This is a genomic window from Microcella sp. (genome assembly GCF_051860105.1).
GTDB lineage: Bacteria > Actinomycetota > Actinomycetes > Actinomycetales > Microbacteriaceae > Microcella.
Window position 1 is genome coordinate 1 of record NZ_JBHYEO010000007.1, and the last position, 17,515, is coordinate 17,515.

Annotated in this window: 16 protein-coding genes; 12 read left to right on the forward strand and 4 right to left on the reverse strand. The window is 67.1% G+C overall.

Annotated elements, in window-relative coordinates:
• The first annotated feature begins 122 nt into the window (after nucleotides 1-122).
• Complete coding sequence (locus ACTIE9_RS05480) at nucleotides 123-326, forward strand: alpha-L-rhamnosidase C-terminal domain-containing protein (RefSeq protein WP_439564698.1); 204 nt, start codon at nucleotides 123-125, stop codon at nucleotides 324-326.
• Between the two features lie 46 nt (nucleotides 327-372).
• On the opposite strand, the gene ACTIE9_RS05485 is transcribed toward ACTIE9_RS05480, so the two are convergent.
• Entirely contained in the window at nucleotides 373-1,392 is a 1,020-nt protein-coding gene (locus tag ACTIE9_RS05485; protein WP_439564571.1) for a LacI family DNA-binding transcriptional regulator, read from the reverse strand.
• A gap of 98 nt (nucleotides 1,393-1,490) precedes the next feature.
• Here ACTIE9_RS05485 and rhaI point away from each other — a divergent pair, with 98 nt between their 5' ends.
• The 4 genes from rhaI to ACTIE9_RS05505 are packed head-to-tail and all read left to right on the forward strand — an operon-like array spanning nucleotide 1,491 to nucleotide 6,971.
• Nucleotides 1,491-2,657, forward strand: a complete 1,167-nt coding sequence (gene rhaI / locus ACTIE9_RS05490) for an L-rhamnose isomerase (RefSeq protein ID WP_439564572.1) — start codon at nucleotides 1,491-1,493, stop codon at nucleotides 2,655-2,657.
• Complete coding sequence (locus ACTIE9_RS05495; RefSeq protein WP_439564573.1) at nucleotides 2,645-3,499, forward strand: alpha/beta hydrolase; 855 nt, start codon at nucleotides 2,645-2,647, stop codon at nucleotides 3,497-3,499. Before rhaI ends, ACTIE9_RS05495 begins: the two co-directional genes overlap by 13 nt.
• Nucleotides 3,496-5,526 carry a bifunctional aldolase/short-chain dehydrogenase gene (locus ACTIE9_RS05500; RefSeq protein WP_439564574.1) on the forward strand — a complete coding sequence of 677 codons (2,031 nt, stop codon included), beginning with the start codon at nucleotides 3,496-3,498 and terminating at the stop codon, nucleotides 5,524-5,526. Before ACTIE9_RS05495 ends, ACTIE9_RS05500 begins: the two co-directional genes overlap by 4 nt.
• A gap of 5 nt (nucleotides 5,527-5,531) precedes the next feature.
• Entirely contained in the window at nucleotides 5,532-6,971 is a 1,440-nt protein-coding gene (locus ACTIE9_RS05505) for a rhamnulokinase (protein ID WP_439564575.1), read from the forward strand.
• Nucleotides 6,972-7,236: 265 nt separating this feature from the next.
• Here the strand turns inward: ACTIE9_RS05505 and ACTIE9_RS05510 are convergent, their stop codons facing one another.
• Nucleotides 7,237-8,565 (reverse strand): alpha-L-fucosidase, encoded by a 1,329-nt coding sequence (locus ACTIE9_RS05510; RefSeq protein ID WP_439564576.1) that lies wholly within the window; start codon nucleotides 8,563-8,565, stop codon nucleotides 7,237-7,239.
• Nucleotides 8,566-8,752: 187 nt separating this feature from the next.
• Here ACTIE9_RS05510 and ACTIE9_RS05515 point away from each other — a divergent pair, with 187 nt between their 5' ends.
• From ACTIE9_RS05515 to ACTIE9_RS05545, 7 genes are all read left to right on the forward strand, one after another.
• Entirely contained in the window at nucleotides 8,753-9,691 is a 939-nt protein-coding gene (locus tag ACTIE9_RS05515) for an aldo/keto reductase (RefSeq protein ID WP_439564577.1), read from the forward strand.
• Nucleotides 9,688-10,539: an amidohydrolase family protein gene (locus tag ACTIE9_RS05520; RefSeq protein WP_439564578.1), complete on the forward strand. Its 852-nt coding sequence runs from the start codon at nucleotides 9,688-9,690 to the stop codon at nucleotides 10,537-10,539. Before ACTIE9_RS05515 ends, ACTIE9_RS05520 begins: the two co-directional genes overlap by 4 nt.
• Before the next feature lie 3 nt (nucleotides 10,540-10,542).
• Nucleotides 10,543-11,394, forward strand: a complete 852-nt coding sequence (locus ACTIE9_RS05525) for a fumarylacetoacetate hydrolase family protein (protein ID WP_439564579.1) — start codon at nucleotides 10,543-10,545, stop codon at nucleotides 11,392-11,394.
• A complete protein-coding gene (locus tag ACTIE9_RS05530; RefSeq protein ID WP_439564580.1) occupies nucleotides 11,391-12,143 on the forward strand; it encodes an SDR family NAD(P)-dependent oxidoreductase in 753 nt (250 codons plus the stop codon). Before ACTIE9_RS05525 ends, ACTIE9_RS05530 begins: the two co-directional genes overlap by 4 nt.
• A 100-nt stretch (nucleotides 12,144-12,243) precedes the next feature.
• Nucleotides 12,244-13,614, forward strand: coding sequence for an ABC transporter substrate-binding protein (locus tag ACTIE9_RS05535; RefSeq protein ID WP_439564581.1), 1,371 nt, complete (start codon nucleotides 12,244-12,246; stop codon nucleotides 13,612-13,614).
• 107 nt (nucleotides 13,615-13,721) lie between these two features.
• Nucleotides 13,722-14,564 (forward strand): carbohydrate ABC transporter permease, encoded by an 843-nt coding sequence (locus ACTIE9_RS05540; RefSeq protein WP_439564582.1) that lies wholly within the window; start codon nucleotides 13,722-13,724, stop codon nucleotides 14,562-14,564.
• Between the two features lie 43 nt (nucleotides 14,565-14,607).
• A complete protein-coding gene (locus ACTIE9_RS05545; protein ID WP_439564583.1) occupies nucleotides 14,608-15,459 on the forward strand; it encodes a carbohydrate ABC transporter permease in 852 nt (283 codons plus the stop codon).
• 1 nt (nucleotide 15,460) lies between these two features.
• Here ACTIE9_RS05545 and ACTIE9_RS05550 read toward each other — a convergent pair whose 3' ends face one another.
• Together ACTIE9_RS05550 and ACTIE9_RS05555 are read right to left on the reverse strand one after the other, a co-directional pair.
• Nucleotides 15,461-16,231, reverse strand: a complete 771-nt coding sequence (locus ACTIE9_RS05550) for a FadR/GntR family transcriptional regulator (RefSeq protein WP_439564584.1) — start codon at nucleotides 16,229-16,231, stop codon at nucleotides 15,461-15,463.
• 64 nt (nucleotides 16,232-16,295) lie between these two features.
• Entirely contained in the window at nucleotides 16,296-17,432 is a 1,137-nt protein-coding gene (locus ACTIE9_RS05555; protein WP_439564585.1) for a mandelate racemase/muconate lactonizing enzyme family protein, read from the reverse strand.
• Nucleotides 17,433-17,515: the final 83 nt, after the last annotated feature.

Consider the following 17,515-nt stretch of genomic DNA (forward strand, 5'->3'; position numbering starts at 1 on the left):
CGCCGCCCCCCGCCCCGGGGGGCGGCCGCCCCCGCCGGCCCCCCCCCCCCCCCCCCCCCCCCCGGGTCCGTACGTTTACAGCGGTTGCACGCTTCCGGACTCGGCCCCTCGGGTGGCCGATGATGTGCAGAAGTACGTCGACAGTGACCCGTGCCCGTTGCTGGCATCGGACTCCTCGCGGCATCGCGAGCGTCGAATGGGAGCGCGGGCCCGGCGGTTGGCGCTTCGAGGCCTCGGTGCCCGACGGCTCTGAGGCTCGGATCGTTGTGCCGTCAGCACAGCGCACGCTGGGGTCGGGCCACCATGTCGTGACGATCCCCGTGTGATCGTCACGGGAAGCGTTGCGGCGTCTCGTGATGGGATGTGCCGCGTTCAGCGCTGACGGGCGCTCGCCGAGCTCGCGCGGATGACGAGCTCGGGCGTGAAGACAATCTCCTGGGGTGAGCCGGTCGGGTCGACCGATTCCCCGAGAAGGATCCGCACGGCCGTTTCGCCGAGAAGCCGGCTCGGCTGGCGCACCGAGCTGAGCGGAACGACAGCGGCAGCCGCGAAATCGATGTCGTCGTAGCCGACGATGGCGATGTCGTCGGGTACGCGAACCCCACCATCCAGTACCAGGGTCTGAAGCAGGCCGATCGCGAGCAGATCGTTGGCGGCGAAGACGGCGTCAGGTCGGTCATCGGGATGGCGGGCGATCAGCTGCTGACCGGCGATGCGTCCGTCGCCCACGGTCGGACCGCCCACCGTGGTGAGGTCGAGGCTCGCGCCTGGGGTCTCCGCCACGGCGCGACGGGCACCCTCGCCCCGGTCGACCATCTGCCGAATGTCGGCCTCGCTGCGCAGGTACGCGATTCGGCGGCGACCTTGATCGAGAAGGTGCCGTGCCGCCATGTATCCCCCGGCATCATCGTCGACTGAGACGGACGATGACTCCGCATCCGTTCCCTTGCGGTCGACGAGCACGGCTCCGGTGCCATCCTTGCGCAGTCGACGGAGGTGATCGGTCACGTCACCGATCGGCGAGATCAGGACGCCCCGGAGGCGTTGTTCGTGGAACAGCTCCAGATACGAGGCTTCTCGCGACGCATTTCCGTCACTGTTGCCGATCATCACGGAGAGCCCGGCGGCTGCGGCGGCGTCTTCGGCGCCGCGAGCGAGCTCCGTGAAGAAGGGGTTGCCGATGTCGAGCACGATGAGACCGATGGTCGAGCTGCGGCCCACGCGCAGCTGGCGAGCGGCGTCGTTGCGAACGAAGCCGAGCTCATCGATGGCGGCCCGCACGCGAGCGACGGTGGTGGCACTGACGCGATCGGGTCGGTTGAGCACGTTGGAGACTGTGCCGACGGAAACGCCAGCGCGTCGTGCGACGTCCTTGATGCCCGCACCAGCCATGAGCCGAGGCTAGTGGCAATGATTCGCTTGACCAGTACTGCATTGCTCCCTACGCTGTGAAACGATTCATTTCGCCGCACGAAAGGCACCATCCGTCAATGACGACTTTCGACAATATTGCCGCGCACCTCGAGCGGCAGGCGATCGAGCTGCCCTCGTGGGCCTTCGGCAACTCGGGCACCCGCTTCCGGGTCTTCACGACGCCGGGCACGCCGCGCGACCCGTTCGAGAAGATCGCGGATGCGGCCCAGGTGCACGCCTGCACGGGCCTCGCCCCGACGGTGGCACTGCACATCCCGTGGGACAGGGTCGACGACTACTCGGCCCTGCGCGCTCACGCCGAAGAGCACGGCGTCGCCCTCGGCACGATCAACTCCAACACCTTCCAGGACGAGGAGTACAAGTTCGGCTCGCTCGCGGCGAGCGAACCGTCGGCTCGTCAGCGTGCCGTCGACCACCACCTCGCTTGCATCGACATCATGCACGCGACCGGCTCGCGCGATCTCAAGATCTGGCTCGCCGACGGCACCAACTATCCGGGGCAGGACGACCTGCGGCGTCGGCAGGACAATCTGGCCGAGAGCCTCGCGACGATCTACGCGCGGCTCGGTGACGAGCAGCGCCTCGTGCTCGAGTACAAGTTCTTCGAGCCGGGATTCTACCACACCGATGTTCCCGACTGGGGAACCGCGTATGCCCAGGTGGCGGCGCTCGGCGACCGCGCCGTCGTCTGCCTCGACACCGGCCACCACGCGCCGGGCACCAACATCGAGTTCATCGTCATGCAGCTGTTGCGCCTCGGCAAGCTCGGCTCGTTCGACTTCAACTCGCGCTTCTACGCCGACGACGATCTCATCGTCGGCGCAGCCGACCCGTTCCAGCTCTTCCGCATCATGGTCGAGGTCGTGCGCGGTGGCGGGTATGACGAGGGCAGCGACGTCGCCTTCATGCTCGACCAGTGCCACAACATCGAAGAGAAGATCCCCGGCCAGATCCGCAGCGTGCTCAACGTGCAGGAGATGACCGCCCGGGCCCTGCTGGTCGACCGTGAGGCGCTCGGCGCCGCCCAGCGCGCCCACGATGTGCTCGCCGCGAACGGCATTCTCATGGACGCCTTCTACACGGATGTCCGCGCCGACCTCGCCTCCTGGCGGGAGTCGCGCGGACTGCCCGCCGACCCGATGGCGGCCTTCGTCGCGAGCGGCTACCGCGAGCGCATCGTGGCCGAGCGAGTCGGCGGCACGCAGGCCGGATGGGGCGCCTAGACCCGCGCATGGATGCCCGCACTCCGTATTCCGCCCACGATGGACTCGTTCGCGTCTATCCCGCCGCACGGCCACACGTCGGCACCGCCCTCGTCTGGTCGCACGGGGGCGCCTTCGCAGGAGGTGACCTCGAGATGCCGGAGGCGCACTGGGTCGCGACGACGCTGGCGGACGCAGGTGTCACTGTCGTGTCGGTCGACTACCGTCGGGCCTCATCGACCATCCGGTACCCCGAGCCCTCCGACGATGTCCTGTCGGCCTATCGGTGGACGAGGGGTGCGGCGTCCGACCTCGGAATCGATGCCGACCGCATCGTGATCGGCGGGGCGAGCGCGGGGGCGAACCTCACCGCTGGCGTCGCGCTTCGCCTGCACGACGGGCCGGGGCCGCTGCCGTGGGGGGTGTTCCTCGCGTACCCGACTCTGCACGCCGTGCAACCCCCTCCCGCTCCCGCACTCGCAGCTGCCGTCGCGACCCTTCCGACCGAGCTGGTCTTCGATGACGCCCGCATCCGGTCGATGTACGAGGTGTACCTCGGCACGGCGGTAGAGGAGGCGCCGCTCGTCGCCGTACCCGGGGAGGCTAAGCGGGACGACCTCGTCGGCCTTCCTCCGGTGCTCATCATCAACGACGACGTCGATGCGCTTCGAGCCTCGGGAGAGGCCTTCGCCGATGCGCTGCGCGCGGCCGGAGTCGCCGTCGAATCTCACATCGCGGTCGGAACGACCCACGGACACCTGAATCGACCCGAGCTGCCGCAGGCGAGCGCCACCGTCGCCCTGGTTCTCGACTGGATCACCCGTCTCCCGCACCGGGACCGATCGGAAGCACTTCACCAATGACCGCGCAGACCGACCTCATCGCCCGCAGCAACCGCCTGGGTGCTGAGCCGCACATCACCAACTACGCCGGCGGCAATACCTCGTCGAAGGGCACCGAGACCGACCCGGTCACGGGCGAGCCCGTCGAGCTGCTGTGGGTCAAGGGTTCAGGCGGCGATCTCGGCACCCTCACCGAGCAGGGCCTCGCCGTGCTGCGCCTCGACCGCCTGCGCGCGCTCGTCGACGTCTACCCCGGCGTCGAGCGCGAGGACGAGATGGTCGCGGCCTTCAACTACTGCCTGCACGGCACGGGCGGCGCGGCCCCCAGCATCGACACCGCCATGCACGGGCTGGTGGATGCGGCCCACGTCGACCACCTGCACCCCGACGCCGGCATCGCCATCGCCACGGCGAAAGATGGTTCGACACTGACCAAGAAGATCTTCGGGGAGAAGGTCGTGTGGGTGCCGTGGCGCCGACCGGGCTTCCAGCTCGGCCTCGACATCGCCGCCGTCAAGGCCGCGAACCCGCAGGCGATCGGCTGCATCCTCGGCGGGCACGGCATCACCGCCTGGGCCGACACGAGCGACCAGTGCGAGAAGAACAGCCGCTGGATCATCGACACCGCGCGGGCCTACCTTGACGCGAAAGGCAAGAAGGCGCCGTTCGGTCGGGAGCGCAAGGGTTACGGGGCGCTTCCGGCCGAGGAGCGCCGCGCGAAGGCCGCCGCGCTCGCGCCCACGATTCGGGGCCTCGCGAGCCACGACCGCCCCATGGTCGGGCACTTCACCGACGACCCGCGGGTGCTCGACTTCCTCGCTTCGGCGAAGGCTCCCGCCCTGGCCGACCTGGGGACGAGCTGCCCCGACCACTTCTTGCGCACCAAGGTCAAGCCGATGCTGCTCGACCTTCCGGCGGGCGCGAGCGTTGAGGCGAGCATCCAGCGCCTGAAAGAACTGCACGAGGCGTACCGCGCCGAATACACGAAGTACTACGACAAGCACGCCGACGCCGACTCGCCAGCGATCCGCGGCGCCGATCCCCTCATCGTGCTCGTTCCCGGTGTCGGCATGTTCAGCTTCGGAGCCAATAAGCAGACTGCGCGCGTCGCGGGCGAGTTCTACCTCAACGCCATCAACGTCATGCGCGGCGCCGAGTCGGTGAGCGCCTACACGCCCATCAGCGACGCCGAGAAGTTCCGCATCGAGTATTGGGCGCTCGAAGAGGCCAAGCTGCAGCGCATGCCGAAACCGAAGAGCCACGCCACGCGCGTCGCCTTCGTGACGGGCGCGGCGAGCGGCATCGGCAAGGCCATCGCCACTCGCCTCGCAGCCGAGGGAGCGTGCGTCGTCATCGCCGACCTCGACCTCGCGAAGGCGCAGGCGGCCGCGGCCGAGCTCGGGTCGACCGACGTCGCGTTCGGCGTGCAGGTCAACGTCACCGATGAGGGCCAGATCGCGAAGGGCATCGAGGATGCTGTGCTCGCGTTCGGCGGCATCGACATCGTCGTCAACAACGCGGGGCTGTCGCTCAGCAAGCCGCTGCTCGAGACGACCGAAGCCGATTGGGATCTGCAGCACGACGTCATGGCGAAAGGCTCGTTCTTGGTCTCGAAGGCCGCAGCCCGCGTGCTCATTGACCAGGGGCTCGGCGGCGACGTCATCTACATCTCGAGCAAGAACTCCGTCTTCGCGGGCCCCAACAACATCGCCTACTCGGCGACGAAGGCCGACCAGGCCCACCAGGTGCGACTGCTCGCCGTCGAGCTCGGCGAGCACGGCGTCAAGGTCAACGGCATCAACCCCGATGGCGTCGTACGCGGCTCGGGCATCTTCGCGAGCGGCTGGGGCGCCAACCGCGCCGCGACCTACGGCGTGCCCGAAGAAGAACTGGGGGCGTTCTACGCCCAGCGCACCATTCTCAAGCGGGAGGTGCTGCCCGAGCACGTGGCCAACGCGGTCGCGGTGCTCACGGGGCCCGACCTCTCGCACACGACCGGACTGCACATTCCCGTCGACGCGGGCGTCGCCGCGGCCTTCCTGCGGTAGCCGCCTTGAGTATCCGCGTCGCCGCGATCGATCTGGGCGCCACGAGCGGCCGGGTCATGCGCGCCGTCATCGACCCCGACCGGCTCGAGCTCATCGAGGTCGCACGGTTCCCGAACGGGCCAGTGCAGCGTGACGACGGCCTGCACTGGGACATCGCGGCGTTGCGGGGGCACATCATGGCCGGGTTGCGGCAGGCCTTCGCCGACGACCCCCTCATCACCTCGATCGGCGTCGATTCCTGGGGGGTCGACTACGCGCTCATGGCGGGTGATCGGATGCTCGCCGAGCCCTTTCACTACCGCGACGACCGCACCGCGCGCGGCGTGGCCGCGGTGCACGCCGTCGTGCCGCCCGACGAGCTCTACGCCGCCTCGGGGCTGCAGCATCTGCCGTTCAACACGGTCTTCCAGCTCGCGGCCGAGTCCTCGGAGCGCCTCGCCGCCGCCGACCGAATGCTGCTCATCCCTGACCTGGTCGCCTTCTGGTTGACCGGTCGCTCGTTGGCCGAGGTGACCAACGCCTCGACGACGGGGCTGCTCGACCCCCGCACCCGGCAGTGGAACGAGGCGCTCATCGAACGCCTCGGTCTGCCTCGCGGGATCTTCCCCGAGCTCGTGCAGCCGGGGGACGATCTCGGACCGCTACGAGCGGCCGTCGTCGCGGAGGTTGGTGCGCCCGAGGGGGTGATGGTCACGGCCGTCGGATCCCACGACACGGCGTCGGCCGTGGTCGGCGTTCCGATGACGCGGCCCGATGCCGCCTACATCAGTTGCGGCACGTGGGGGCTCGTGGGGCTCGAGCTCGAGCATCCGGTCATCACGGAGGCAAGCCGCGCGGCCAACTTCACCAACGAGGGCGGCGTCGACGGTCGCGTGCGCTTCCTGCACAACGTGATGGGGCTGTGGCTGCTGAGTGAGTCGGTGCGGGCGTGGGAGGCCGAGTCGGGGCCGGTTGACCTCGGCGCCCTGCTCGCCGATGCCGCCGCTGTGAGCCAGCAGGTTCCGATCTTCGACGCCAACGACCCCCGGCTCATGCCTCCGGGTGACATGCCGGGCCGCATCGCAGACCTCCTTCGGGAAAAGGGCGACCCGGTGCCTGAAGATCGGGCGGCGTTCACCCGGAGCATCGTCGAGAGCCTCGCCGCCGCCTTCGCCGCCGCGATCGGCACAGCGGCGGTGCTGGCCGAGCGCGAGGTCGGCGTCATTCATCTCGTCGGGGGCGGGGCGCTCAACACGCTGCTCTGCCAGCTCGTCGCCGACCGTTCAAGCCTCACCGTTCTGGCCGGGCCGGTGGAGGCCACGGCGATCGGCAACGTGCTCGTGCAGGCGCGACCACGAGGCGCGGGAGGCTCGCTCGAAAAAGTGCGCACCTTCGTCTTCCGGATGAATCCACCTCAGCGGCTCGCACCGCGTGCGGTGATGTCTCAGAACACTGTCAACGAGTGAACCCCCAGTAACAGGGTTCGGCCGCTCTTCATGTGTTGGCGCTGATAGCGCTTGCTCGGGTCGATCAGATGCCCCGCGAGCGCCTCGCCGTCAAGGGGTGAACGGCATGGAGTCCCACGGCTTCAGTGCAGCGTGCCACGCGCCCCACGATGATGGCCCCAGCGTTTGACCGTTTCCGTGCGCACCTTCAGTAATCCCATGCGCTTCCCAGCGGTGCTCGGCGCAATCGACCCGTTGAATCGACTTCTTCCCTCGGCGATAGGCGCTATACCGGATCCAGTTCGACATGAACAACATCAAGAACACCAGGTGATGAAGCCGGGAGGGACACTCGAAGCTCGCCTGTCTTCTCCTCTCCAGGCGCGGGGCGATGGTGTACGTCAAGCCTGACGGAGTAGTCGAGAGTCACTTCAGCCGCCATCAGGCTGACCCGCCGGATTCGATCGACAGGGATCCCACGAACAACGAGTTCTCCGATGGGACGCGTGATGAGGTGGACGTAGACCGAGTCGCCCCGTGCTGTCATGGGAGCCCACGAACGAGCCCGTTCAACGGGTAACACCCCCTTGACGGATTCCCCGTGCGCCGCCATCCACGCGCCGATCTGACGAAACACCTCCACGTGATCAGGGTTCAGTGACCCGTCGCCGCGGATTCCGGTGTTCAGCAAGAGGTTGCCGCCGAGCGCTACAGCTTCCACGAGAGACGTAAGGAGCGATACGACCGACTTGTTGTTCGTGTCCGTTGGTCTCCATCCCCACATGTCGCCGATCGTCAGACACATCTCCCACGGCGTGTCGGGGGGGAAAGCCGGCATTGACTGTTCCGGCGTGTAGTAGTCGCCCTGTCCGGGCAAACGCTCGTTAATGATCACGTTGGGTTGGAGACCCTTAATGAGTTCCCGAAGGCCTGCGCTGTTCCACTCTTCTGCACTGCGCTCCCAATCGCCGTCGAACCACAGCAAGTCGATCGGGCCAAATTCAGTGAGAAGCTCAGACAGCTGGCTACGCACGTAGTGCAGATATCTCTCCCACTGCTCCGGCGAAGGGCGCCGGTGTCGATCCGCTTGAGCCGGGAGGTCAACGTTCTCGGGCCAGCCTGCCTCCGGATGGTGCTCACGCGGGTAAGGGCGGTCGCTGTCTTGGAAGGCGGGGTAGTCCGGATGATGCCAGTCGGAGAGGCTGTAGTAGAGGCCGACGCGCAAGCCTTCCGCCCGCACCGCTTCGACGTACTCACGAACGATGTCGCGGCCGAAAGGCGTGTTCTCAATCGAGTAGTCAGAAGCACGCGTGTGCCACATGGAATGACCGCCATGATGCCTCGCGGTGAACACTACGTAGCTTGCACCCGCCTGTCGCGCCACCGTGGCGAGTGCGCGAGCGTCCCACTCAGTCGGATTGAATCCCGGTGCACTCGAGTGGTACTGCTCAGCGGTAACGGCATCCTCGACGTCTGTTGTCCCAGGAATGATCGACTTTCCCACAATGGGCCAGCCAATTTCGATGCCTTGAGCGCTGGCGTGATCCCAGTGAACGAAGAGCCCGAGACCCGCGCCGGTGAACCACTCACCTCCAGGAATGAATCGCCGTGACATTGTCTCTCCCGAGCGGTTAAGTGACGGATATAAGACATCATATATATCGCTATAGTGCTGACGTGGCGTAGGAATGCGTGGGTGGTGTACGCGCAGGCACAGAAGCTTCGAGCTGATATGACTCCGAAGGGATGGCAAGCCAGTGAGTGTTCGTCACCAGCTCCACACGCGTGCTCTCCACCGCGATGTGACACTGACGGAGCTCGGCCTCGGCGCCGCGCAGTTCGGCAACCTCAACCGCGAAACCACCCTCGAGGCGTCGATCGAGGCGGTCGAGGAGGCATGGGCGCGGGGCATCCGATACTTCGACACCGCCCCGCACTACGGTCTCGGCCTCTCAGAGCAGCGGCTCGGGGCAGCGTTGCAGCGATACCCCCGCGATCAGTTCGTGGTCTCGACCAAGGTGGGGCGACTGCTGGTGCCCACGCCCGAGAACGCTGCCGAGCTCGACGACGGGGGCTTCCTGACCCCCGCCGTCTATCGCCGGGAGTGGAACTTCAGTCGCGACGGCATCCGCCGATCGATCGACGAGAGCCTGACGAGACTCGGCCTCGACTCCATCGACATCGCCTTTCTGCATGACCCCGACGATCACTGGCAGGCGGCCTCGACGACAGGGGCGGATACTCTCATCGAGTTGCGGGACGAAGGAGTCGTGCGCGCCATCGGTGCCGGCATGAACCAGACCGCGATGCTCGTCGACTTCGCCCGGCAGTGCGACATCGACGTGGTCATGCTCGCGGGTCGGTACACGCTGCTCGAGCAGTCGGGTGTCGACGAGCTGTTCGCGATCGCTGAGTCTCGCGGTATCGGCATCGTCGCCGCGGCCATCTACAACTCGGGCCTGCTCAGCCAACCTGTCGTGCCCGAGAACGCACACTACAACTACGCTCCCGCGCCGCCCGAGCTGCTCGCCCGGGCTCGTGACATCGCCGAGGTCTGTGCGCGCTGGGGCGTCGCTCTTCCTGACGCCGCCGTGCAGTTTCCGCTGCGCAACCCGCTCATCTCCTCGGTGGTCGTGGGCACGCGAACCGCCGAGCAGGTGGTGAGCAGCGTTGATCGCTACGCGACGGCGATCCCCGACGGTCTCTGGGACGAGCTTCGTGAGGCCGGGCTGACCCGATGATCATCGATTCCCACCTGCACGTCTGGGATCTCGCTCGTGCCGAGTACGACTGGCTCACCGACGCGCTCGCTCCGATCAACCGCACGCTGCTGATCGACGACATCGCCCCGTCGCTCGACCGCCTCGGCATCGACGGGTGCGTGCTCGTGCAGGCGGCCGAGAATGCCGACGACACTGATGTCATGCTCGATGCCGCCGCACGAAACCCGCGGGTGCGCGCCGTCGTCGCGTGGGCGCCGCTCGATCGGCCGACCGCTCTTCAGGAGCGCCTGGAGTGGTTGCACGACCAGAAGGTGGTGCCGGGCATCCGGAACACGATCCACACCTTCCCGCCGGAGTGGGTGCTGCGCCCCGAGGTCGATACGGGGTTCGGGATGCTCGCCGCGGGTGACTTCAGCTACGACGTCGTCACGAGCGACCCGACGGCGCTCGCGCGCCTGCCCGGTATCGGCCGACGGCACCCCGATCTGAACCTCGTCATCGACCACCTCGGCAAACCGCCCATCGGCGGCACCGCGGAGGAGAGAGCGCGGTGGCGCACCCTGCTCGCGGAAGCCGCCCAGAATCCCCGCACCCACGCGAAGATCTCGGGGCTCTACTCGGCGACGGGCGATCTCGCCGCGTGGACGCCCGACCTGCTGCGACCGTTCGTCACCGACGCGCTTGAGCTCTTCGGTGCCGAGCGCCTGATGTTCGGCGGAGACTGGCCCGTCGTCGAGCTCGCCGGCGGGTACGAGCGCGCCGTCGATGCTCTCACCTCGCTCGTCGCGGAGCTGTCGACGACGGAGCGCGCGCAGATCATGGGCGGCACCGCGTGCCGCTTCTACCGGTTGACCGATGAGGACTAGTTCATGAACCTTGCCCGATTAGGAGAGCCCGGCCGGGAAGTGCCGGTGCTGACGAGTGAGGGAGTCACGTACGACCTGCGCTCGATCACCCTCGACATCGACGGCGCGTTCCTCGCGGCCGGTGGCATCGACCGCGCGCGGCAGGCGGCGGCAGCCGGGAGCCTGCCCGAGCTCGAGGGGGCCGCGGGGGTCCGCGTGGGCGCTCCGATCGCCCGCCCGGGAAAGGTGGTCTGCATCGGGCTCAACTATCGCGACCACGCGGCAGAGACGGGCGCGCAGATTCCCGCCGAGCCCGTGATCTTCATGAAAGACCCGTCGACCGTGGTCGGGCCGTTCGACACCGTGCTCGTGCCGCGCGGCTCGACGAAGACCGACTGGGAAGTCGAGCTCGGCGTGGTGATCGGGCGCACGGCGCGATATCTCGAGTCGCCGGCGAATGCGCTGGCTCACGTCGCCGGCTACGCCGTCTCGCACGACGTCTCCGAGCGCGAGTTCCAGCTCGAGCGCGGCGGCCAGTGGGACAAAGGCAAGAGCTGCGAGACGTTCAACCCGCTCGGCCCCGTGCTGGTGCCCGCCGACCAGGTCGCCGACCCGCAGATGCTGCGGCTGCGCACGCTCGTGAACGGCGTGGCGCGGCAAGACGGGTCGACCTCAGACATGGTCTTCTCGGTGGCACACCTCATCTGGTACGTGAGCCAGTTCATGGTGCTGCACCCCGGTGATCTCATCAACACGGGCACGCCGGCTGGGGTGGCGCTCGGGCTGCCCGATCACCCGTACCTACGCGCGGGCGATGTGGTCGAGCTGGAGATCAGCGGGCTCGGTCAGGCTCGGCAGGAGGTGGCACAGGCATGAGCGCCTTCACGGGTCTCGTGGCGATCGTCACCGGCGGAGCATCCGGAATCGGCCAGGCCACCGCGGCGGCGCTGCGAGACGCGGGAGCGACGGTTGCCGTGCTCGATCTCGCGCCCGAGGGGCTGCCGCCCGAGCTGCATGGCTATCGGGCCGACGTCACCGACCGGGAATCGGTGCAAGCGGCCGTCGCGGCCGTCGCGGAAACCCTCGGCGGAATCGACATCGTCGTCAACAGCGCCGGCATCAGTGCGATCGGCACGGTCGAGGCGAACGACGATGCCGAGTGGGCGCGGGTGTTGAGCGTCAACGTCACCGGCATCGCGCGGGTGGTCGCCGCGGCCCTGCCGTGGCTGCGGCGATCGGCGGCGGCTTCTGTCGTGAATCTCTGCTCGATCGCCGCACTCAACGGCCTTCCCGATCGGGCGCTCTACAGCGCATCGAAGGGAGCCGTGCTGTCGTTGACCTACGCGATGGCGACCGACCACATTCGCGAGGGGGTACGGGTGAACTGCGTGAGCCCGGGAACCGTCTCGACCGCGTTTGTCGACCGGATGCTGCAGCGTTTCGATGATCCGATCGCCGAGCGTGCAGCGTTGGATGACCGCCAGGCCACTGGTCGCATGGTCACCCCCCAGGAGGTGGCCGACGCCATTCTCTACCTCGCGTCACCGTTCTCCCGATCGACCACGGGCACCGCTCTCGAGGTCGACGGCGGCGTGACGCATCTCCGGATGCGGCCGCGGCGTTAAATTGGGGGTGTCCAAACACATCACATGTGTGATCTACTACTAGTAGCCCATCGGCCCGATTGGGCAGTCGTCAACGACGTCGACCAGAAAAGGACGCGAAATGTCAACACAGCATCACCGCCGCTCAGCCCGGCGCACATCTCGTGCGGTCGCTCTGACCGCCGCCCTCGCATCGTTCGCCCTGATCGCCACCGGCTGCACGGCTGACACCGGCAACGGCGGCAGCGAGTTCGGATTCCCCGCGGCCGAGCAGGTTCCCGGTAGTGAGATCACGGTGCTGGTCGACACCACCCGTGAGCCGCTCGCCCTCGCCTTCCAGGAGCAGTTCCCCGACGTCCCGATCAAGATCGAGACCTACGACGGCAACCCCGGTGGCAGCGGCAGCCTCCAGACGAAGATCGCGCTCTTCGACCAGGCAGGCTCGGGCTGGCCGGATGTCGTGTTCTCCAGCCAGACCAACGACGCGTCGTGGGCGGCCAAGGAGACCAACGGCGTGCAGGCCTACGCGGCCGTGCTGAACCAGGGTCTGATGGATCAGGAGTTCCTCGACAGCTTCATGCCTGGTGCGCTCGACCCAGTGACCGTCGATGGCACGGTCTACGGTCTGCGCAACGACCTCGCTCCGGTCGTGCTGTGGTACGACCAGACGCTGTTTGACGAGTTCGGCTACGAGATTCCGACCACATGGGAAGAGTTCAAGGATCTCAGCGATGTGCTGGCCGAGGAGCACCCCGGATACATCATGGGCTCGATGGGCGGTGGCTTCATGGCCGTTCTCGCGTACTACTGGGGAGCAGCCGCGCCGATCTTCCAGGTCGACGGCGACACGTTCTCGACCGATTTCTCTGACCCCAACACGGTGGCGATGACGGAGCTCATCGACCACATGCTGGCCAATGGAACGCTGACGAACACCAACGTCTTCGACCCCGCCTTCGTCACCAACTACAAGGACAAGGTTCTGACGATGCCCGGCCCCGCATGGTTCGCCGGCGTGATCTTCCAGAACCCCGGCATCCTCGATGCGGCCCCCGGCCAGATCGGTGCTGCGAACCCGCTGTACTGGGAAGGCCAGGAGGAGGTCACAGGCAACGTCGGTGGCGGCACCTGGTACGGCTCGAGCCACTCGACCAACCTCGAGGCTGTTGCGCAGTTCCTCGAGTTCGTCACGAGCTCCGACTCGGCCGTCGAGCTGGCGTCGGGTCTGCCCGCTCAGAAGGATGCCGTTGACGCCTACCTCGCCAAGCAGGAGGAGGCTGGCTACTTCGTCGGCGACTTCACCGGGGCCCTCACCAAGGCCGCCGGGAGCGTCTGGAGCGGATGGAGCTTCCCCAACTTCAGTGCCGAGACCGCGTGGGACACCATCGTGAACCCCGTGCTCTCCGAAGGAGGCACCGTTGCCAGCGCTGTCGAGGCTTGGGAGCAGGAGTACCGCAACCAGGCCCAGGTTCAGGGCTACACGGTTAAGTAATTAGGGAGCTCATCATCGCTATCAGCAGCACCCTGCCCCCCGTCGTCGGCGACAGCCGGCGGCGGGGGGCGCCCCGCGCCCGCCGCAGTGACGGCAGCCAGCGGACCATGGGGTACGTATTCATCACTGGCTATGCCGTTCTGCTTCTCGCGTTCGGCGTCTTCCCGACGCTGTACGCCGTGTACTTGAGCGTGACGAAGAACGGCGCGTGGGCGGGTATCGACAACTTCGCCAAGGTGTTCGCCGACTACCGGTTCTGGCCCGCCGTCGAGGCGGTCGCCCTTTACCTCATGGTGATGCTCGTCACCCTGATCGTGCTCGTCGTCGTGATCGCGCTGTTCGTGCACTCGGTCAAGAAGCGCTGGCTTTCGACGTCGCTCCGATTCCTCTACTACTTGCCCGGGGCGCTCGCCGGTGTGGCGAGCGTGCTGCTGTGGCTCTTCATGCTCGACCCTCAGCTCAGCCCCGTCGGCCCCCTCCTGCAGCTGTGGGGTTTCGATGAGTCGATCTCCCTCGTCACCGGGGGCAATCTGCCCGTCATCTTCACCCTCATCGCCTTCTGGACGGGGGCGGGTGGCTGGATCATCATCATGTACGGCGCGCTCAACAACATCAGCGACGACGTCATGGAGGCCGCGCGTATCGACGGCGCGAATGCGCTGCAGACGGCCCGCTACATCCAGATTCCGATGCTGCGCAAATGGATCGCGTACATGGGCGTGCTCTCGATCGCGGCCGGCACACAGCTCTTCGTCGAGCCGCGCCTCCTCGCCGGCGTCTCGCGGGGGGCAATCCCGCCCGAGTACTCCTTGAACCAGCTCGCCTACTGGTACGCCTTCAAGCAGGCCGACTTCAGCGCGTCGGCCGCACTCTCCCTCATGCTCCTCATCGTCACCGGGGCGCTCGCCGCCTTCCTCGTTTTCCGCGGAGGCCTCTTTGAGCGCAACTAAGGCTTCGGCCGCTCGTCCCTCGTCGTTCGAGCCTGCCCGCTGGTTGGGCAGGGCATTCACGATCGTCTTCCTGGGCTTCTTCGTGGTGTTCTTCATCATCCCGATCATCTGGCTCCTGCTGGCCCCGGCGAAGACGGCGCAGCAGCTTTACTTCGAGAACCCCCTGAGCGTGGGCACACTGGAGACCTTCGTCGCCAACTGGAACCAGTTGATCGGCTTCCAAGACGGTCTCTTCTTCCAGTGGATGGGCAACTCGGTGCTGTACTCCGGTGCGGCGCTCGTCATCACCCTCGTCGTGAGCATCCCCGCCGGCTATGCCTTGGCGGTCTCGAGCTTCCGGTTGCGTCGCCCGCTGCTGATCACCACGCTCATCGTCATGCTCATCCCGGGCACGGCTCTGGTGCTGCCGATCTTCCTCGAGCTGAGCGCGTTCAAGCTGATCGGGTCACCGCTCGCGGTCATCCTGCCGTCGGCGTTCTTCCCCTTCGGCGTCTACCTGACCTACATCTACTTCTCGACGAACATGTCGAAAGACCTCCTGGATGCGGCGCGCATCGACGGGGCTGGCGAGCTTCTCGTGTTCGCCCGCATCGCCCTACCTCTGGCGACCCCGGTCGTCGCGCTCGTCGGGTTCTTCAGCGTGGTCGGCACCTGGAACAACTACTTCCTGCCGTTCCTCGTGGTGCCGGGTCGCATGTCGACGGTGCAGGTCGGGCTCGCTCAGATGCTGTCGAACGTCAAGCAGCTGAACCCCACGTCGGCGGGCTCGATCGCGATCGAGCTGCCCGTCATGTTCGTAGCGATCCTGCTGTCGATCCTGCCCGTGCTGCTGATCTTCCTGTTCTCGCAGCGGTTCCTCATCACGGGGCTCACCGCCGGGGGCAGCAAGGAGTAGGTCAGCGGGCGGTCGCGGTGGGGAGCCGTCGCCGGTTCCACGCCTCGGTGATGTGCGAGCGCATGCACGCTTCGGCACCGGCCGAATCGCCGGCGGCGATCGCCTCCAGCACCCGCCCGTGCTCGTCGAGGGTCGCGCGGAATGCCGCTTCGGTGGCGTTCGAGGTGAAGCGCGCGCTCTCACGGGCGCGCTCGAAGAGGATCTTGGTCATGCTCGCGGCGAGAAGGTTGCCCGACATCGTCATGACCAGAAAGTGGAAGTCGGCGTCGGCCTGCTGGAAGGCCTCGCCGTCGGTGAGAGACGTCGCCATCGTCGTGAACGCGGCCCGCAGCGCGGCCAGCTGCTCGTCGGTGCGCACCGCGGCGGCTTGCGCGCTCATCGAGCCCTCGAGCGCGGTGCGCACGACGGCCAGCTGATCGAGGAAGCCGAGCGAGTCGTCATTGTCGGCCAGAGCGGAGAGCACAACCGGGTCAAGGATGTTCCAACTCGTCGAGGGCTGCACGGTCGTCCCGCGACCGTGTTCGACGCGAACAAGGCCCTTCTCTTCGATGCGCTTGACTGACTCGCGAATTACTGTGCGGCTGACGCCAAAGTGGGTGCACAGCTCGGCCTCCGGCGGAAGGAACGAGCCCGGAGTGACCTCACCGGTGACGATCGCGCTCACCAGGTCGCGAACAACGGCGACACCGAGGCGCGCGGCGGGTTGGCGTGCGTCAGCACGTCCGAGGAACGACTGCTGCTTCACCGCCGTTTCCGGCGTCTCCTCCATCATGGCTCCACTCTAACGTCCGACATCACACGGCGAGTGGTCGCGAGCACGAGCGCGGTGGGCGCGCCTAGCTGCCCAATCGCAGGCCCGCGCGCAGGGGCCGCATGTGAGGGCCGTTTTCCGCGTGCACGAACTCCCGCTCCGGAGCCACCACCAAGGCCGACTCGTCGATCGTGATGCCGCTTCCCGGTTGGTCGCCGAGCAGGATGCCGCCGCCGGAGATCTCGTGATCGATCGAGACGCCCAGCGGAGTGCTCAGGTCTTGCACCTCGGTGACAAGGTGGTTGGGAACCGCGGCCGCGGCATGGGCCGTGCTGGGGCTCATCGTGAGTCCGACCGGGCTGACCGGCAGGTTGCGCGCCTGAGCGGCGATCGCGACGCGGAGGAAGTGGGTGATGCCCCACATGCCCCCGACCTGCACGATATCGACGGCTCCGTGGTCGAACAGGGGCGCGTACTGCTCGAGGCCGGTCAGGTTCTCCCCGGTGGCGACCGCGGCGTTGACCGAGCGGCCAAGCGCGGCATGCCCCGGTGCATCCCATCGCCGCAGGGGTTCTTCGATCCAGGTCAGGTCGCGTTCCCGCTCGATACGCGTGATGTAGCGCACCGCCTGCTTGAGGTTCCATGATTCGTTCGCGTCGAGCATGAGGGCAGGGCGCGGTGCGTTGACGCGCAGCTCAGCCTCGAGGATGTCGAGGCGTCGGAGATCGATATCGACGTCGAGCCCGCCCTTGAGCTTCCCGCTCGAGAAGCCGCGTTCGGCCATGTCCGCGTAGAAGCGCGCGAGCTGATCGTCGCTGAGGGCGATGTCGAGGCCCGAGGCGTATCCGGGCACGAAACGGTCACGCGCGCCGAGCAGGCGCCAGAGCGGCTCGCCGGCAAGCTTCGCCTTGAGATCCCAGAGTGCCATGTCGAGGGCGCCGATCCCGCCGAAAATGTCGCCGTTGTGCCCGGCCTTGAAGACGCTCGCCAGCATCCGGTCGTAGAGCGCAGTGACCGACCGGGGGTCTTCGCCCTCGATGGCCCGGAATAGGTGCTCGACACCGAAGTCGGAGCCGAGGCCGACCCCTGTGACCCCCTGGTCGGTGTCGACCATGACGATCGCCACCCCGGTGAGTCCCGAGGCGATGACGCCGTTCGAGTCTCCGATGGGCCGCTGCCAATCGTGAGTCGTGTGCAGGCAGCGGTAGCCAGTGATCTTCATAGCGTCCTTGCTGGAGCGGGGAGGCGCTGTGCGCGCAGAAACAGAATACATCACATGTCTCTTGTTATGGAGTGGAACTTTCT